Annotated in this window: 20 protein-coding genes; 14 read left to right on the top strand and 6 right to left on the bottom strand. The window is 44.4% G+C overall.

Going from position 1 to position 13,450, the window contains the following annotated elements; all coding sequences use genetic code 11:
* The 3 genes from ON006_RS11665 to ON006_RS11675 all read left to right on the top strand — a co-directional run bounded on the left by ON006_RS11665 (position 1) and on the right by ON006_RS11675 (position 2,460).
* Positions 1–879 (top strand): alpha/beta hydrolase, encoded by an 879-nt coding sequence (locus ON006_RS11665; protein ID WP_244819964.1) that lies wholly within the window; start codon positions 1–3, stop codon positions 877–879.
* A gap of 133 nt (positions 880–1,012) precedes the next feature.
* A complete protein-coding gene (gene dinD, locus ON006_RS11670) occupies positions 1,013–1,852 on the top strand; it encodes a DNA damage-inducible protein D (protein ID WP_244819965.1) in 840 nt (279 codons plus the stop codon).
* A gap of 11 nt (positions 1,853–1,863) precedes the next feature.
* Positions 1,864–2,460, top strand: coding sequence for an alpha-ketoglutarate-dependent dioxygenase AlkB family protein (locus ON006_RS11675; RefSeq protein WP_244819966.1), 597 nt, complete (start codon positions 1,864–1,866; stop codon positions 2,458–2,460).
* A 69-nt stretch (positions 2,461–2,529) separates the two neighbouring features.
* Here ON006_RS11675 and ON006_RS11680 read toward each other — a convergent pair whose 3' ends face one another.
* From ON006_RS11680 to ON006_RS11690, 3 genes are all read right to left on the bottom strand, one after another.
* Complete coding sequence (locus ON006_RS11680; RefSeq protein ID WP_244819967.1) at positions 2,530–3,159, bottom strand: hypothetical protein; 630 nt, start codon at positions 3,157–3,159, stop codon at positions 2,530–2,532.
* A gap of 144 nt (positions 3,160–3,303) precedes the next feature.
* A complete protein-coding gene (locus ON006_RS11685; protein WP_244819968.1) occupies positions 3,304–3,552 on the bottom strand; it encodes a hypothetical protein in 249 nt (82 codons plus the stop codon).
* 327 nt (positions 3,553–3,879) lie between these two features.
* Positions 3,880–4,242, bottom strand: coding sequence for a DUF4180 domain-containing protein (locus tag ON006_RS11690; RefSeq protein WP_244819969.1), 363 nt, complete (start codon positions 4,240–4,242; stop codon positions 3,880–3,882).
* A gap of 187 nt (positions 4,243–4,429) precedes the next feature.
* Between ON006_RS11690 and ON006_RS11695 the strand changes: the two genes are divergently transcribed.
* The 4 genes from ON006_RS11695 to ON006_RS11710 all read left to right on the top strand — a co-directional run bounded on the left by ON006_RS11695 (position 4,430) and on the right by ON006_RS11710 (position 7,006).
* A complete protein-coding gene (locus ON006_RS11695; RefSeq protein WP_244819970.1) occupies positions 4,430–5,116 on the top strand; it encodes a class I SAM-dependent methyltransferase in 687 nt (228 codons plus the stop codon).
* Between the two features lie 11 nt (positions 5,117–5,127).
* Entirely contained in the window at positions 5,128–5,982 is an 855-nt protein-coding gene (locus tag ON006_RS11700) for an NYN domain-containing protein (protein ID WP_244819971.1), read from the top strand.
* A gap of 142 nt (positions 5,983–6,124) precedes the next feature.
* On the top strand, positions 6,125–6,484 hold the full coding sequence (locus ON006_RS11705) for an ArsR/SmtB family transcription factor (protein WP_244819972.1): 360 nt from the start codon (positions 6,125–6,127) through the stop codon (positions 6,482–6,484).
* A gap of 12 nt (positions 6,485–6,496) precedes the next feature.
* Entirely contained in the window at positions 6,497–7,006 is a 510-nt protein-coding gene (locus ON006_RS11710; RefSeq protein WP_244819973.1) for an SRPBCC family protein, read from the top strand.
* Between the two features lie 166 nt (positions 7,007–7,172).
* Here ON006_RS11710 and ON006_RS11715 read toward each other — a convergent pair whose 3' ends face one another.
* The 3 genes from ON006_RS11715 to ON006_RS11725 form a co-directional block, all read right to left on the bottom strand.
* The gene (locus ON006_RS11715) at positions 7,173–7,661 is read right to left on the bottom strand and encodes a hypothetical protein (RefSeq protein ID WP_244819974.1); all 489 of its coding nucleotides are present in this window, start codon (positions 7,659–7,661) and stop codon (positions 7,173–7,175) included.
* A 117-nt stretch (positions 7,662–7,778) separates the two neighbouring features.
* On the bottom strand, positions 7,779–8,408 hold the full coding sequence (locus tag ON006_RS11720) for a WG repeat-containing protein (RefSeq protein ID WP_244819975.1): 630 nt from the start codon (positions 8,406–8,408) through the stop codon (positions 7,779–7,781).
* A 98-nt stretch (positions 8,409–8,506) separates the two neighbouring features.
* Positions 8,507–9,280: a hypothetical protein gene (locus ON006_RS11725; protein ID WP_244819976.1), complete on the bottom strand. Its 774-nt coding sequence runs from the start codon at positions 9,278–9,280 to the stop codon at positions 8,507–8,509.
* Between the two features lie 301 nt (positions 9,281–9,581).
* Between ON006_RS11725 and ON006_RS11730 the strand changes: the two genes are divergently transcribed.
* From ON006_RS11730 to ON006_RS11760, 7 genes are all read left to right on the top strand, one after another.
* Complete coding sequence (locus ON006_RS11730) at positions 9,582–9,908, top strand: ArsR/SmtB family transcription factor (protein ID WP_244819977.1); 327 nt, start codon at positions 9,582–9,584, stop codon at positions 9,906–9,908.
* Entirely contained in the window at positions 9,898–10,401 is a 504-nt protein-coding gene (locus tag ON006_RS11735) for an SRPBCC domain-containing protein (RefSeq protein ID WP_244819978.1), read from the top strand. Before ON006_RS11730 ends, ON006_RS11735 begins: the two co-directional genes overlap by 11 nt.
* Positions 10,402–10,413: 12 nt before the next feature.
* Entirely contained in the window at positions 10,414–10,836 is a 423-nt protein-coding gene (locus tag ON006_RS11740) for a VOC family protein (protein ID WP_244819979.1), read from the top strand.
* A gap of 302 nt (positions 10,837–11,138) precedes the next feature.
* The gene (locus ON006_RS11745; protein ID WP_244819980.1) at positions 11,139–11,663 is read left to right on the top strand and encodes a hypothetical protein; all 525 of its coding nucleotides are present in this window, start codon (positions 11,139–11,141) and stop codon (positions 11,661–11,663) included.
* A 5-nt stretch (positions 11,664–11,668) separates the two neighbouring features.
* A complete protein-coding gene (locus tag ON006_RS11750) occupies positions 11,669–11,851 on the top strand; it encodes a hypothetical protein (protein ID WP_244819981.1) in 183 nt (60 codons plus the stop codon).
* 110 nt (positions 11,852–11,961) lie between these two features.
* A complete protein-coding gene (locus ON006_RS11755; protein WP_244819982.1) occupies positions 11,962–12,834 on the top strand; it encodes a CE1 family esterase in 873 nt (290 codons plus the stop codon).
* Positions 12,835–12,886: 52 nt separating this feature from the next.
* On the top strand, positions 12,887–13,357 hold the full coding sequence (locus tag ON006_RS11760; protein ID WP_244819983.1) for a hypothetical protein: 471 nt from the start codon (positions 12,887–12,889) through the stop codon (positions 13,355–13,357).
* Positions 13,358–13,450: the final 93 nt, after the last annotated feature.

Consider the following 13,450-nt stretch of genomic DNA (forward strand, 5'->3'; position numbering starts at 1 on the left):
ATGACAACCCCGAAGTTCCGACTCGACGCCACGGCGCTTGCAGTGCTGATGACTTTTATATTATGCCCTACATTCAATTTCGCACAAGAAGCAAAAAAAGTGTTTCCATTATGGGAAAACGGCGTTCCAGGCTTCGAAAACCGCAGGACTGAGCCTGAGCAGGCGAAAGATTATTGGGTTAAAAATATCAACAACCCATCGTTGCAAGTGGTGTTGCCGCCGGCCGGAAAAGCCAATGGTACGGCGGTGGTGGTTTGCCCGGGCGGCGGTTTCCGATTGCTGGTTTACAATGCAGAAGGCACTGAGCCCGCCGAGTATCTGGCCAAATTGGGTATCACTGTTTTTATCCTCAAATATCGTCTGCCGCGGGAAGAAGGCTCGCCTTATTCATTAGAAAAAGCGCCTCGCGAGGATGCATTGCGCGCTATGAGGCAAGTGCGAAGCCGGGCCAAAGAGTATGGTATCGATCCAAGCAAGGTAGGTATGCTCGGCTTTTCAGCCGGCGGAGAAGTGGTAGCAGCGGTGGCATACGCTTCTGGAAAAGGTGATCCCGCCGCCAAAGATCCGATCGATCGCCTTGATGGAAAACCCGATTTTCAAATGCTGGTGTACCCCGGCCCTCTCGGAATACCCGAAACTGTCCCTGCCGACGCACCGCCAGCATTCCTGCTCGCCGCCAACGATGATCCTTGCTGTGGCGTAACAACTGCCAGCTTGTTCGTCAAATACCGCGAAGCCAAGCGTCCTGTGGAAGCACACCTTTACACCAAAGGCGACCACGGCTTCAACATGGGAAACCGCTCACAATGGCAAAGCATCAAGTCCTGGCCACAGCGAATGGCAGATTGGCTGGGAGACAATGGGTACTTGGGGAAATAGTGAGGCGGCCGAATGATATTATTAATATCAAATATTTGTTTTTATTAATATCAATTTAGTTGTGTAAGTGCACGGTTTTTTCTTACTTTGTTTTCGAGACAGAAATAAACTTTACACACCTAAATAAATGACCATGACCGCAGGACAAGAACGCTCGCTTTTTGAAAAAGTCAGAAGAACAGACGATGAAGGAAACGAATATTGGAGTGCCCGTGAACTTGCAAAAGTACTAGAATATACGGAGTACCGATATTTCAAAGCAGTTATCGAAAGAGCCAAAGAAGCATGCAAAAACAGCGAACAGAGCGTTTCAGATCATTTCGGGGATTTGCACGAAATGATCGGACTGGGAAACGGAGCAAAACGGAAAAGTGATAATGTGAAGCTATCCCGGTATGCCTGTTACCTTATCGTTCAAAACGCCGATCCCTCCAAAGAAGTAGTAGCGCTAGGCCAAACCTACTTTGCTGTTCAAACCCGCTTGCAGGAAATCCGCCAAATGGAGGAATACAAAAACCTCCCTGGCGAAAATGAAAAGCGGATCTTCCTGCGGGGAGAGGTTACACGACACAACTTACTGCTTGCAGACTCTGCCCGAATTGCCGGTGTTGTTGAGCCGATTGACTACGCCATTTTTCAAAATCATGGTTATATGGGATTGTATGGCGGAATGGATGCCAAAGCCATACATGAGCGAAAGCAACTTAAAAAGAGCCAGCACATTCTGGACCACATGGGCAGCTCTGAGCTTGCGGCAAATCTGTTCCGTACTACACAAACGGATGACAAACTAAGAAGGGAAAACATTACTGGAAAGCAGAAGGCGAACAAAACGCATTTTGAAGTGGGTCAGAAAGTTCGCCAAACTATCCAAGAGCTCGGAGGCACTATGCCGGAAGAACTTCCCAGTGTAGAAAGTATTAGAAGAGTAACGAAAGGTGAAGATCCGAAGCGGATTAAAAAGAAACAGTAAGGAAACGTAAAATGGAGCAGTTCAAGCTATTTGATGACCGGGAGCACTTGTTGCTTCCGGAGCATTTGATGGAATATAAGCACGGTTTTTTCGACAGAAAAGAAAGCGACCGTTACCTGAATACCTTCCTCGAAACCATTACCTGGCAGCAAACCAAGGTGATGATGTATGATAAAGAGGTGCTCACTCCGAGACTATGCGCATGGTTTGGAGACCGCCCGATCAGGCAAGATGACAAAAGACCGCCAATTCCGTGGACAGATGAATTATGGGAAATCAAAACCAAAGTAGAGGACTATACCGGAATTATTTTCAATGGGGTACTGCTCAATTATTATCGCGATGGGAACGATTCCGTGGCCTGGCACAGTGACAAAGACACGATCGTGGGCCTGAAAACCGAGATAGCGTCTGTCAGTTTTGGGCAGGCGCGCAACTTTGATTTCAGGAATAAGGAAAATCACAGGCAACAATATTCCCTGGAACTGGGAAATGGTTCACTGCTTTTAATGAAGGGAGATCTGCAAAAATATTGGGAACACAGGATCGCCAAATCGGCTGTACCAATGAAAGCGAGGATCAATCTTACATTCAGGAAGGTTTTGTAGGGGCTACACATTACACCCACATATAGAAGCGTCTCACAGTGCAGAAGATACCCGAAGCTTGAAGGCTCATTAAAACCGCTTCCCGATGCTCAGCGCGAATGAAGGGAAAAACACATCGCCGTTCGAATCCGCCTGAAAACCTGTTGAAAGTCCGGCCACGATGTTTTTTCCGAATGTATATCGTGCAAAAAGTTGTAACAAGCCTCCGACAGCGACGGTACGCTGGGGCTCAGTGTTGCGAATGAGCGTGAGCGGTAATGGGTAGCCTGTGGCTAAGGGGAAGACTATCGTGCGATCGTTGGGAAGCGATGAAGATTGGTAACGCACAAGGCCGCCAAGTTTCACACCCGCATCCATGTGCGCTGACTTGACAAAATGGTAGCCTAGTTTTCCGGCAAGCTGGATTCCCGCGGTGGTGTGGCGAAAAGATAAATCCTCCTTTGTTCCGTCATCCCAGGTCACGATCATCATATCAGATCCATCGTGAATCGTCATTCCCAGTTCCGACGACCAGGATAGCTTGGGGCGAAACATTTTCTCGTATTCGAAACCCAAAACTATGCCATACAAATCGCCCGTTCCTGTTTTGCTGGTGCCCATATTAACCGTCAACATTTTGCCGGGTAATGGCTGTATTTCCTGAGCGATTGATTGTTGAAACAAAAACATTCCAAATGCGAGCAGTAAGTGTTTTTTCATAGCTTGTTGATTGATAATGCGGAAATTTTGTCGATATGTCGATAACCAGTGACTTTCCGAAGTTAATATTAAGGAATAATAATCACAACAAAGCCAGACGATCATCAAGATCACCTGGCTTTGCGATTGAAAACGGGCAGCTAACTACCTCATCCCCTTCACTGCCTCCACCCGCTGGAAGAAAAATAGCAGCTCTTTAAAAGACGTGAAAATGTCGCTTGCCCGGTGATTGTAACCCATTTCTTTCTGGGCCAGCATGTAGCCGCTATAAATGTCCCAAAGGTCATTGGCCCAAGCGGCGGCAGACGTTTGACTGAGCAACTCTGCGACTTCCCGGCCATAAGCCAGGTGCCGCGAATCCGGAGATTCGTCGGAATTTGGTTGTGTGTTCATTAGTGTTACATTTTTTAGGTTTCAACTTCGAAAAAGGGCGCCCTGTCTACAGGTGTCCTAGCAGATGTAACACCGCTCGGGGAGCTTTCGCCGACCCCCACCATAACAGGGCATTTCTTGCAAGATTCTTCATATGTTACATTTGATTAGGAGCTTGAAGGTTCAGAAGAAATTTGGAGAAATGCAAATTGAGGTGGGGGGATATTTTTTAACTGCCAATGTAGTCTTGATAGGCAGGTTAGATCCGACGTTGAACGATTTATTAAGGATCTGGGCCAGGATCTGGTTTTAAATGAACTTGAAAACATTCCATATGGCAAGGACTCACTACACTTTTGAAAGCCTCTCCAAAGCCTCCCCAACACTCTCCAAAAAATTAACCCTCCCACCCTTATTGCTCTCATATATAAAATCACGTATACTTTTCCCAGGATATTTTTCAAAGTCGCCGATGATGGCCAGGCGCATGCGGTAGTTTGAGAATTTTTGAAGTATTTCTCCGGCGATACCCGTTTTCAGATCAAAGAAGGAAGGTGCAATGTTCTCTTCATGAATGATAATGCTGTCAAATCCCTGGTAATAGAGGTTGCCAAGGAGGTCCAGTCCGTCTTCGGCCGTTTCAATAATCAGCCCCTCCGATGTGACTTCGCCAATCTGGACTTCATTTACGGTATGCGATATAATGTTCATTTCAATGTTGGAATAAATTGCAAAAGCCCAAATTTATGGTGTCGATCATGTGAAAAAAAATAAGTTTTTCGATTCGGAAACGCTATGAACATCCTCAAAGAAGTTTTCGGTTGGAAATCAAATATCTGCCAAAAAACCTACCTTGTGTGAGGAAGCAAAATCAGTTTATCGCGCAAGTTGGTACTTTATGAAAACAGTCGAGATCTTTGAAGGGCCGAGAGCCAAAACTTATGACGAATCTATCCGGCTTTGGTGTCCTGATTATGATGCGATCCAGGGACTTTTGCCTTCTTTGCTCGGTTACCATCTTGGAATTAATAATGATAAGAATGTCCTGGTTGTTGGAAGTGGCACAGGTGCCGAAATAGTGAACCTGCTGCAATTTTCAGATACCTGGAAAATAACTGGTGTGGACCCGTCACCTGAAATGATTGTTCAGGCTGAAACAAAACTGCGATCTTCTGATAACTACGAACTCGTCACCGGGCTCGTCACCGATTTGCCATTGGAACAAAAATGGGACGCTGCCCTTTCGATTCTGGTTTTTCATTTCCTTCCGGACGACGGATCAAAATTACATTTGCTCAAAAACATTGCCCAACGGTTGAAAAAAGGTGCTCCTCTCCTATTGGTTGATATATTTGGCGAAGGACAGTCTTTTGAATACAACTTGTCGTTGCTTCATGCTTTTCTGTTGAGCAAAAGATTCGAGCCCGAAATGGTGGAAGGCGGCATTGGTCATATTAGAAAATCACTGTTTCCGATCTCGCAGGAAAGGCTTACGGAGTTGCTTAAAGAAGCTGGCTTTGGAGAACCTCATATGTTTACCCAATCACTGATTTTTGGTGGCTGGGTAGCGACTCAACTTAGTTAAATGTGAATCAGATGAGCGAAACTAAATTCAACATAGCAGTATTGATCGACGGCGACAATGCGCAGGCGAAGTTCATGAAGGAAATGCTGGAAGAAGTTTCCAAATACGGAAAAGCTACCATCAGAAGGATTTACGGCGACTGGACAAGTTCTGGCATGAACAGCTGGAAGGAAACCGTCAACAATCACTCAATCAGTCCGATACAGAAATTTTCCTACACAACCGGGAAAAATTCCACTGACAGCTCGCTCATTATTGACGCAATGGATATTCTGCATAGCAAAAGCGTCGACGGATTTTGCATTGTTTCAAGTGATAGCGACTACACGGGACTTGCTAAACGGATCCGGGAAGAAGGGCTTTTTGTGATGGGTATCGGTAGGAAAACAACACCCATTGCGTTTGTCAACTCGTGCGAGATTTTCACATTTAGCGAGAACCTCGTGGCGGAACTGGACGTAATCGTAGAAGAACCTGAGGTTAAAAAGATTGACACCGCACCGCAGGAGAAAATTCATAAAGAGGCCAAAAACGCAGATACGCGCCGAAAGTTTCCAAAAATTGACATGACTATCATTGATAAGGCCTTTGAAATATCGACCAATGAAGAGGAGGAAGCATTGATTTCAAAAGTAGGTTCTTCACTCCGGAAAATCGACCCAAGTTTCGACTCACGTACCTATGGATTCAAGACTTTGACACAGCTTCTGAAAAGCCTGGCAAAATATATCATCGTCAAAAATGAGGTCAATGGCCTAAACCATCCCCTGATCAAACTCAAACCCGACCGCGTCCCAGGGCGTGGTCCCGGACGCAATCGCGAACCCAAACCCGTACCCAAACCCGTACCCAAACCCAAGGCTTAAGCCTTGGGCTAGCGGTCTTGGGCTAGGCACGACGGTGGGGCATGGAGGCGACCTTGGGTAGCCCATCAAAAAAAATTTGTCCGAAAAATTTGCGTAAGTAAATACTTACATATAATATTGCGTAAGCAAATACTTACACATCATGTCAATCGAAGCAAGAAGAGACGTTTTCCAGGCAATCGCAGATCCTACCAGACGGCAGATCATCAACTTGATTGCGCATAAGGCTATGAATCTCAATGCCATTGCGGACAATTTCGATATCAGCAGGCCAGCGATTTCGCAGCACATTAAAATTCTTACTGAATGCGGAATGGTGGTGGTGAGGCAGGAAGGTCGCGAGAGGTTTTGTGAAGCAAAATTGGATGGGCTTAGCGAAGTATCTAATTGGGTGGATCAATACCGCCAGTTCTGGAACGAGAAATTCGATACCCTGGGAAGTTATTTAAGTAGAATTCAGGCAAATAATCTATCAAATGAGGAGTTAAACACAAATCAGTAAAATAACACTCACATGGACCAACAAACAGAAAAAAGAGAAGGATTGAAAATCGTAAGGGAGTTCAAAGCACCCAAAACGCTGGTATTCGACGCTTTTGCATCGCCGGAAGCATTTGCCGAATGGTGGGGACCATCAGGGAGCAAGCTTTCCGTTGAAAGTTTCGACTTTCGGCCTGGCGGCAAAACGCATTACAAAATGGAAGGTAACGGCCACGTAATGTGGGGACTGTTTCAATACCAAAACATCCAGCGCGCTGACCTGCTTGAATTCATCAACTCCTTTGCGGACGCAGAAGGAAATATCATCACGTCGCCCTTTCCAATGGATTTCCCCTTGGAGATTTTCAATCGGATCACATTGGAAGAAAATAATGGGATTACTACATTAACTATTCAGGGGCATCCGATTAACGCTACTCAGGCTCAAATTGAAATTTACCATTCGATTATGGATAGTATGCACCAAGGGTTTGGCGGGACATTTGATCAGTTGGAGGCTTATCTTGGGAAGGTTCAGGGATAGGGATTTTTGTCAGGAATGGTCATTTGTTGTCATGGGTTGTCGGGTGTTGTGATTTTTGGAGTTGGCTGAAACGGCGAACTGGAAAAATATCTTAATACCTGACAACAAATGGCCATTTTTGACAATTAACGTCTTCACTATAAGATCTTTAATATCAGCTATTTCCTCAAAACCATTTTACATCCGCTTCTTTAAATTCCGTCTTAGACACTTCCCAGAAACCGGTTTCTTTGTTGACGTAGCAATACTCGCGATAGCTCTCATTGGAAGCGATGTAATGGAGAAATCCTGACTGTGATTCACTGATTTTATTGAAGTTTAGAATTCTGTGAGGGCCTACCAGCAGAAAAAACGCCAGCGCATCCGCCACAGTTTCGCTGACAGGCATGGGATGCGTTGCCAGCGCACTAAATGTCAGAAAATCAGCCCTCCATTTATCCAATGCAGCTGTGGTATCTCCCTCGAATCCAATGATTTGTTTTTCAATTTCTTCGATGGCTTTTAGTTGCCGCCGGGCCAGTTTGCCCTGGCAGTATGAAGTCAAAATCGTAAGGCAATAATAATCTTTCGGACATTCAGGATCAGACGCAAGCCTCATCAGAATCTGCACATATTGTGTCCCATATAATATCAAATCTTCATCTTGCTCGGTCAATAATAAATCATCATCATAACCCCAAAAGACGCACCTCTTCGATAGTCGGGTTTATATTATTTAAACATTTATACATATCGAGTTTTTAAGTGTGTGGCGGCTCACGTGGAAAGTAAGCTAGTCAGTAAAGGTTTTGCGAATTTTGCCTTTTTTATCAATTAAGCAATGTTTTTTGTCTCCTGTCCACACTTCAGCAAACCTCTTTCTAAAAGAATAGGCACTAATGAATTGAGGTCGAATAACCTCAATTCCCTTTTTATCAACGAACCCCCACAAACCTCCATCCCAGGTCGCGTGCTCGGGATCTGTATAATCTGCGTGTCCACCAACATTAAATAACGCTAATCCATTTATAAAATAGGAAACGTAGTCGAACCTGGCCTTAATGATTTTCTCTCCCTTTTCATTGGCAAAACCAATCTTACCGTTTTCCTCAAATCGAAAAAGCCCTTCACGAAGTTCATCAGGGCCGTTATCGTAAATATATGGCGACAAAAGAATGCTGTCCTTCCTGTTAATCGCAACCCACCTGAATTTTTTTGTAACAAAAGCAATTGCATGCATTCTCGCAGTGCCAGTGATTTCATATTTTGGTTCGATGATAATATTGCCATTTTTGGCCTTAAAACCGAATAGCTCCTCACCGGATGTTGTGTCGGAAAACGATATGAGATAATCTCTTCTGCCTTGGCCAAAAACAAAAACATGAGTTAACATTAAAGTGAAAATCAAATACGTTTTTATCATGGCTGGGGAATAGTAATTGAAAACATTAAACACAACATATCACAAATGGGATAACTATTTCCGCTCAGCCGGATAATTTAGTGCGGCGGTTCAAATCTTCAAAAATCATATCGTACATCATCCGGCAGCGCCTCCACCGCTACTTTCATCCATTTACCCTTAATCTTGATAACTACAATGTCCCGGTCTTTGTCATAGAAAATAGTACCATCACCACCGTTTTTCAACTCCTTGTAATTTACATATTTAGCATCTTTTTCGGCATTCTGCTCGTCGTCGCCTTCGGGCTTTGCAGTTGAAATGTCTTCCTTTCCAATGGCGCCTAATGTTAATGCATTCGTTAATTTCAATGATCCGTAGAATAACGCTTTATCCCGACCGAACATAAATGAATGCTGTTTCACATCGGAACCGATCTTGAACCAGTTGTAGGCAGTTTCGTCGTGATTGTAAACCGTTGAATAATAGTACAGCTCTGCAACCGGCCTCTCCTTTTCAATGTGCTTGTTGACCAACATCGTTATCCGCGACTTATCGTCTTTCGCATAACCCTCAAAAACATGGTACCCCCAGCGTTTTTTGTTCCGTTCTTCGGCATTGCCGCGTACCTGGATCATGTAGGGCGTACTCAGAATGCCATTGACAGTCGTGTACATCGGTGTTTTGGAAGGAATAAATCCGAAACTATATCCCCGCTCCTTCCAGCGATTCCAGGTAGTATCAATGTCCGATTGCAGCTCGATCCGTTTCCGAGCAGACGTTTCGCTCCCATTAACCAGGTTGTAATATTTACCAGAGAATGAATCGGTATGCTGGGCGAACGCGGTATTTGCGATCAGGAGCAAAAGAAATATGACGTTGTTTTGTTTCATGGGCGGAGGCTGAGGTTCAGGTGTTTCTGTATAGTTTAAGGTTTTTTTGCTAATAGTAAAGAAAAAACCGCAAACGAAACTAGGCCGGGCGATCATTCTTGTAAACGACTATGATGAAGCCCATGAGTTTTGAGAACTAACAGATCAAGACCCACCATTGAAGTACTTCCGGCTGCTTTTATAGTTCCGCATAACATTGTGAGAAATCATTTCTAAAAATATTTTTTACAAAAAACTTGCGCAACCGATCAATTGCACTTATACTTGCAACCGATTGGTAGCAAGTAGACAAATTTGAGAAATGAGAAGAGACGTATTTCAGGCCATAGCCGACCCCACGCGCAGGGCCATCTTGACATTAATTGCATTGCAGGCCATGACGCCCAATGCATTGGCTGAGCATTTTGACACGAGCAGACAAGCGGTTTCAAAACACATTAAGATTTTGACCGAGTGCCAGCTCGTGAACCAGGAGCAGAATGGACGGGAAATTTATTATCACTTTAATCCCCAGAAAATGAAAGAAGTAGCCGACTGGTTAGCGCCATTCCAGAAAATGTGGGAAGAGCGTTTCGACCGTTTAGATAATATATTGGAAAACTTAAAAGCAAAAGAAAATGCTAAATAAAAACGCAACAAAAATCACTGCCGAAGAAGGCAAACAGGAGTTTTTTATCGAGCGCGAATTTGAAGCGCCACGCGAACTTGTATTTCGCGCGTTCAATGAGCCGGAATTTCTGCTCCAATGGCTGGGGCCAAAGGATATGGAGATGAAAATTGACAAATACGACAACCAGTCGGGCGGTTCTTATCGCTTTGTTCACTCGCTCTGCAATGGTGGTGGCGAATTCGGATTCAATGGCGTGATCCATGAGGTAGCCTCACCGGAGAGGATTATCAGGACTTTCGAGTTTGAAGGACTTCCCGAACGCGGCCATGTTTCGCTGGAATTTCTGACACTCATTGAGCTGCCTGACAACAGGACCCGGTTACACATTCAGTCTGTCTTCAAATCGGTGGAAGACCGTGATGGTTTACTGCAATCGGGCATGGAAGGCGGCATGAATGAAGGATTCAGAAAACTGGACGAAATATTCGCTAATAGTATTGTAAACAACTAAACTTCAAATAAAATGATCAAATCACTTTACCCTTGCCTTTGGTACGACGGAAACGCCAAAGCCGCAGCCGATCACTATTGCTCCATTTTCAAAAATTCCAGGATCACAGCCGAAAATCCGATGGTGGTAACGTTCGAGATCAATGGTTTCAAATTCATGGGCCTCAATGGTGGGCCGCATTATAAATTCTCCCCTGCTACATCGTTCGTAGTTGAATGCGAAACCCAGGAAGAAATTGATTACTACTGGGAAAAGCTGGGCGAAGGTGGCTCGTACAATCAATGCGGCTGGCTGGACGACAAATTCGGTATGTCCTGGCAAATTATACCGGCGGTTTTGCAAAAACTAATGTCCGATCCGGAAAAAGCCCCGAGAGTTATTGAGGCTTTTATGCAAATGTCGAAGTTTGATATTGCTGCACTGGAGAATGCTTGAAACGGCTTTGCGTTGAGTTTAGCCATTTATAGTCAGGAGTTGTCATTTATTGTCATGTAATGTTAAGCGGTTGCCATGCTGGGTGGAATGTCGTCATTGATCGTCAGGGTTTGTCATTTGTTGTTGTGTGCTGCCAGAACTTGCGTGTTCTCAGTAAACAGCAACAAGTGACTATATCTGACAACGAATGACAATTTCTGACCATACCTGACCACAAATGACAATAAGTGACAAAAGAACAAATTCAAAAGTTTTAGAAGTTGGGTCGCAAGTCAGAACTGCTTTTTTTGTATATTTACCTTATGCAACCACACACTTTTGAGCTTGACTTTTTAGTCGACAAGCTTACAAATTCTATTCAGAACACGATTTCCGGTGACAGTTTCAACACCGAAGTTTTGCGCCTTACCAAGGCTGATTTGACATTGGTGACAAAGAAAATTGGGTGGAATTTTGATTGGAGGTCTGAACTATCGAACAATGTAAAGGAGGTTTTCAAGCTGACAATAACGAACAACCCCAAAATCATTCAAGGCTTGCTTAGTTTGTCTTTAGAGCGCGATCACGTCTACATGCATTTATTGGAAAACGCACCGTTTAACATTGGTCAAAACAAACTTTATGAAGGCGTACCGGGAAATCTTGTGGCGCACGCCTGCAAAGTATCGTTTCAACAGGGATTTGAAGGTTTTGTAGCATTTACGGCAAAAACGAAATTGATTGCTCATTACCAAAAAACACTGGGTGCGTTTAATCTGGGCGGACAGAAAATGATCATTCCCACGGAATCGGCACAATTTTTGATCGACAAATACTTTAAATCGTAATCATTATGAGACACATAAAAGAAACCAACGACACCGAGTACAACATCGAGAGTGAACCGTTGACAGACAAGGCAAAAGAAGAAATCAGTGCTTTTATTAAAAACTATAGAAGTAAAGACGCTCCTGATAAACCAGCGTTGTCAATCCAAAAGAACCCGAAAATCGATTCGCGCAAAGCTGCCGTTTAACTTGAAAAAGTTTTCACAGCGCACAAATCGCAATCCCGACTCATCCCGGCACTTGGAATAATATTGACTTAATGTAACTTGCGAAATACATTTAGCCACCTATTCCCAACATGTTCAAATACGTTCTCCCCGCGCTACTTCTCTCGTCCATTGTTACCGCCAAAGCGCAACTAGTCTCCGATTCCTTGCTGATTGAAGGACATCAGCGTGTGTTCGTTTATGACAAATCTGTGAAGGTTAAGCCTGGCGCGAGCCTTGTTTTTGTGATGCATGGCTCGGGTGGTGAGCCCATGGGATTTGCGCCGCGGGCTGCTAAGTTACAAGCCAGAGCTGAGGCTGAAAACCTGGTACTGGTGTATCCCGCTGGGTATAAGAGATATTGGAATGAATGCCGCAAGGCTTCCACGGCGGTAGCAAATACCGAAAATTTGAATGAAGAGGCCTTTTTCTCTGCTATGATTGACCTCTTTTTCAAGAAATATAAGATCAATAAAGCGCACGTTTTCGCTACCGGTTTTTCGGGCGGCGGACACATGTCCTATAAACTGGCATTGACGATGCCGGGGAAAATCAAGGCAATTTCAGCGATTGTGGCCAATTTGCCTACTGACGAAAATATGGATTGTACGCCTGTGAATGTTCCGCTCCCGGTCATGATCACCAATGGTACGGCCGACGCCACAAACCCTTACAATGGTGGCGAAGTGAAAACCGTCGGAGTAACGCTTGGCCATGTCCGCGCAACCGACCAGTCATTTCAATACTGGGCCAAACTGGACGGCCATACCGGCGAACCAACCAAGTCAATGGTTCCTGATGCCAATCCGAACAACGATATCGCCATCGAAAAATACACTTATCAGAAAAAAGGAAAACCCGAAGTGACGCTATTAAAAGTAATCAATGGCAAGCACGAGTTTTTGACGGACATCGATGTGTTTGAAGAGACGTGGGCGTTTTTTAAACGGCAGATGGGGAAGTAAGGGTTTGTTGGGTGTGGTCATTTTTTGTCACTTATTGTCATTTGTGGTCATTATGCGGAAGGTTTTAAGTTTTTGCTTTTTGTTTTTGATGCTTGTAGGGTGCAAGGAAGAAACGCCGTATGTGATCACATGCTCTGACGGTGCTGTACCCATTGAGCAATTTTCTGGACGGTTTACATCTGTTTTCCGGTTCAAGAATGATATCGATAGCTTGAAACAACGAAAGTTTGTGATCCGGAACGAGATAGAATGGAGATCTTACATCGAAGGAAGCAGCTTCGGAGGATTACCCGAGTTGGATTTTGAGAGGAAGACGATTATCCTTGGCAGAAAATTTCACTCAACCAATAGCCCGCTAGTAGAGCAGAACATAGTCAGCAACTGCGAATCAAAAGAATTGACCTATCATGTTACAATGAAGGAAGGCAATGAAGCCGTTAACGGTAACACCTACTACTATGCGATTATTCCGAAAATATCCGACGACACAAAAGTAAATGTTGTTGTGACTTATAAGGAGTGACACTTCGTTTCCGCGATTGAATGCATCGAAGATTACAAAACAACGGTCGCTTGCCGTCAGTGATGGTCATTTATCGTCAGGAATTGTTAAGTG

It is taken from the genome of Dyadobacter pollutisoli (assembly GCF_026625565.1).
Lineage (GTDB): Bacteria > Bacteroidota > Bacteroidia > Cytophagales > Spirosomataceae > Dyadobacter > Dyadobacter pollutisoli.

Excerpts from the sequence above, each read along its gene's own strand:
- ON006_RS11665 (WP_244819964.1), top strand. The coding sequence starts at position 1 with ATGACAACCCCGAAGTTCCGACTCGACGCCACGGCGCTTGCAGTGCTG.
- dinD (WP_244819965.1), top strand. The coding sequence starts at position 1,013 with ATGACCGCAGGACAAGAACGCTCGCTTTTTGAAAAAGTCAGAAGAACA.
- ON006_RS11675 (WP_244819966.1), top strand. The coding sequence starts at position 1,864 with ATGGAGCAGTTCAAGCTATTTGATGACCGGGAGCACTTGTTGCTTCCG.
- ON006_RS11680 (WP_244819967.1), bottom strand. The coding sequence starts at position 3,159 with ATGAAAAAACACTTACTGCTCGCATTTGGAATGTTTTTGTTTCAACAA.
- ON006_RS11685 (WP_244819968.1), bottom strand. The coding sequence starts at position 3,552 with ATGAACACACAACCAAATTCCGACGAATCTCCGGATTCGCGGCACCTG.
- ON006_RS11690 (WP_244819969.1), bottom strand. The coding sequence starts at position 4,242 with ATGAACATTATATCGCATACCGTAAATGAAGTCCAGATTGGCGAAGTC.
- ON006_RS11695 (WP_244819970.1), top strand. The coding sequence starts at position 4,430 with ATGAAAACAGTCGAGATCTTTGAAGGGCCGAGAGCCAAAACTTATGAC.
- ON006_RS11700 (WP_244819971.1), top strand. The coding sequence starts at position 5,128 with ATGAGCGAAACTAAATTCAACATAGCAGTATTGATCGACGGCGACAAT.
- ON006_RS11705 (WP_244819972.1), top strand. The coding sequence starts at position 6,125 with ATGTCAATCGAAGCAAGAAGAGACGTTTTCCAGGCAATCGCAGATCCT.
- ON006_RS11710 (WP_244819973.1), top strand. The coding sequence starts at position 6,497 with ATGGACCAACAAACAGAAAAAAGAGAAGGATTGAAAATCGTAAGGGAG.
- ON006_RS11720 (WP_244819975.1), bottom strand. The coding sequence starts at position 8,408 with ATGATAAAAACGTATTTGATTTTCACTTTAATGTTAACTCATGTTTTT.
- ON006_RS11725 (WP_244819976.1), bottom strand. The coding sequence starts at position 9,280 with ATGAAACAAAACAACGTCATATTTCTTTTGCTCCTGATCGCAAATACC.
- ON006_RS11730 (WP_244819977.1), top strand. The coding sequence starts at position 9,582 with ATGAGAAGAGACGTATTTCAGGCCATAGCCGACCCCACGCGCAGGGCC.
- ON006_RS11735 (WP_244819978.1), top strand. The coding sequence starts at position 9,898 with ATGCTAAATAAAAACGCAACAAAAATCACTGCCGAAGAAGGCAAACAG.
- ON006_RS11740 (WP_244819979.1), top strand. The coding sequence starts at position 10,414 with ATGATCAAATCACTTTACCCTTGCCTTTGGTACGACGGAAACGCCAAA.
- ON006_RS11745 (WP_244819980.1), top strand. The coding sequence starts at position 11,139 with ATGCAACCACACACTTTTGAGCTTGACTTTTTAGTCGACAAGCTTACA.
- ON006_RS11750 (WP_244819981.1), top strand. The coding sequence starts at position 11,669 with ATGAGACACATAAAAGAAACCAACGACACCGAGTACAACATCGAGAGT.
- ON006_RS11755 (WP_244819982.1), top strand. The coding sequence starts at position 11,962 with ATGTTCAAATACGTTCTCCCCGCGCTACTTCTCTCGTCCATTGTTACC.
- ON006_RS11760 (WP_244819983.1), top strand. The coding sequence starts at position 12,887 with ATGCGGAAGGTTTTAAGTTTTTGCTTTTTGTTTTTGATGCTTGTAGGG.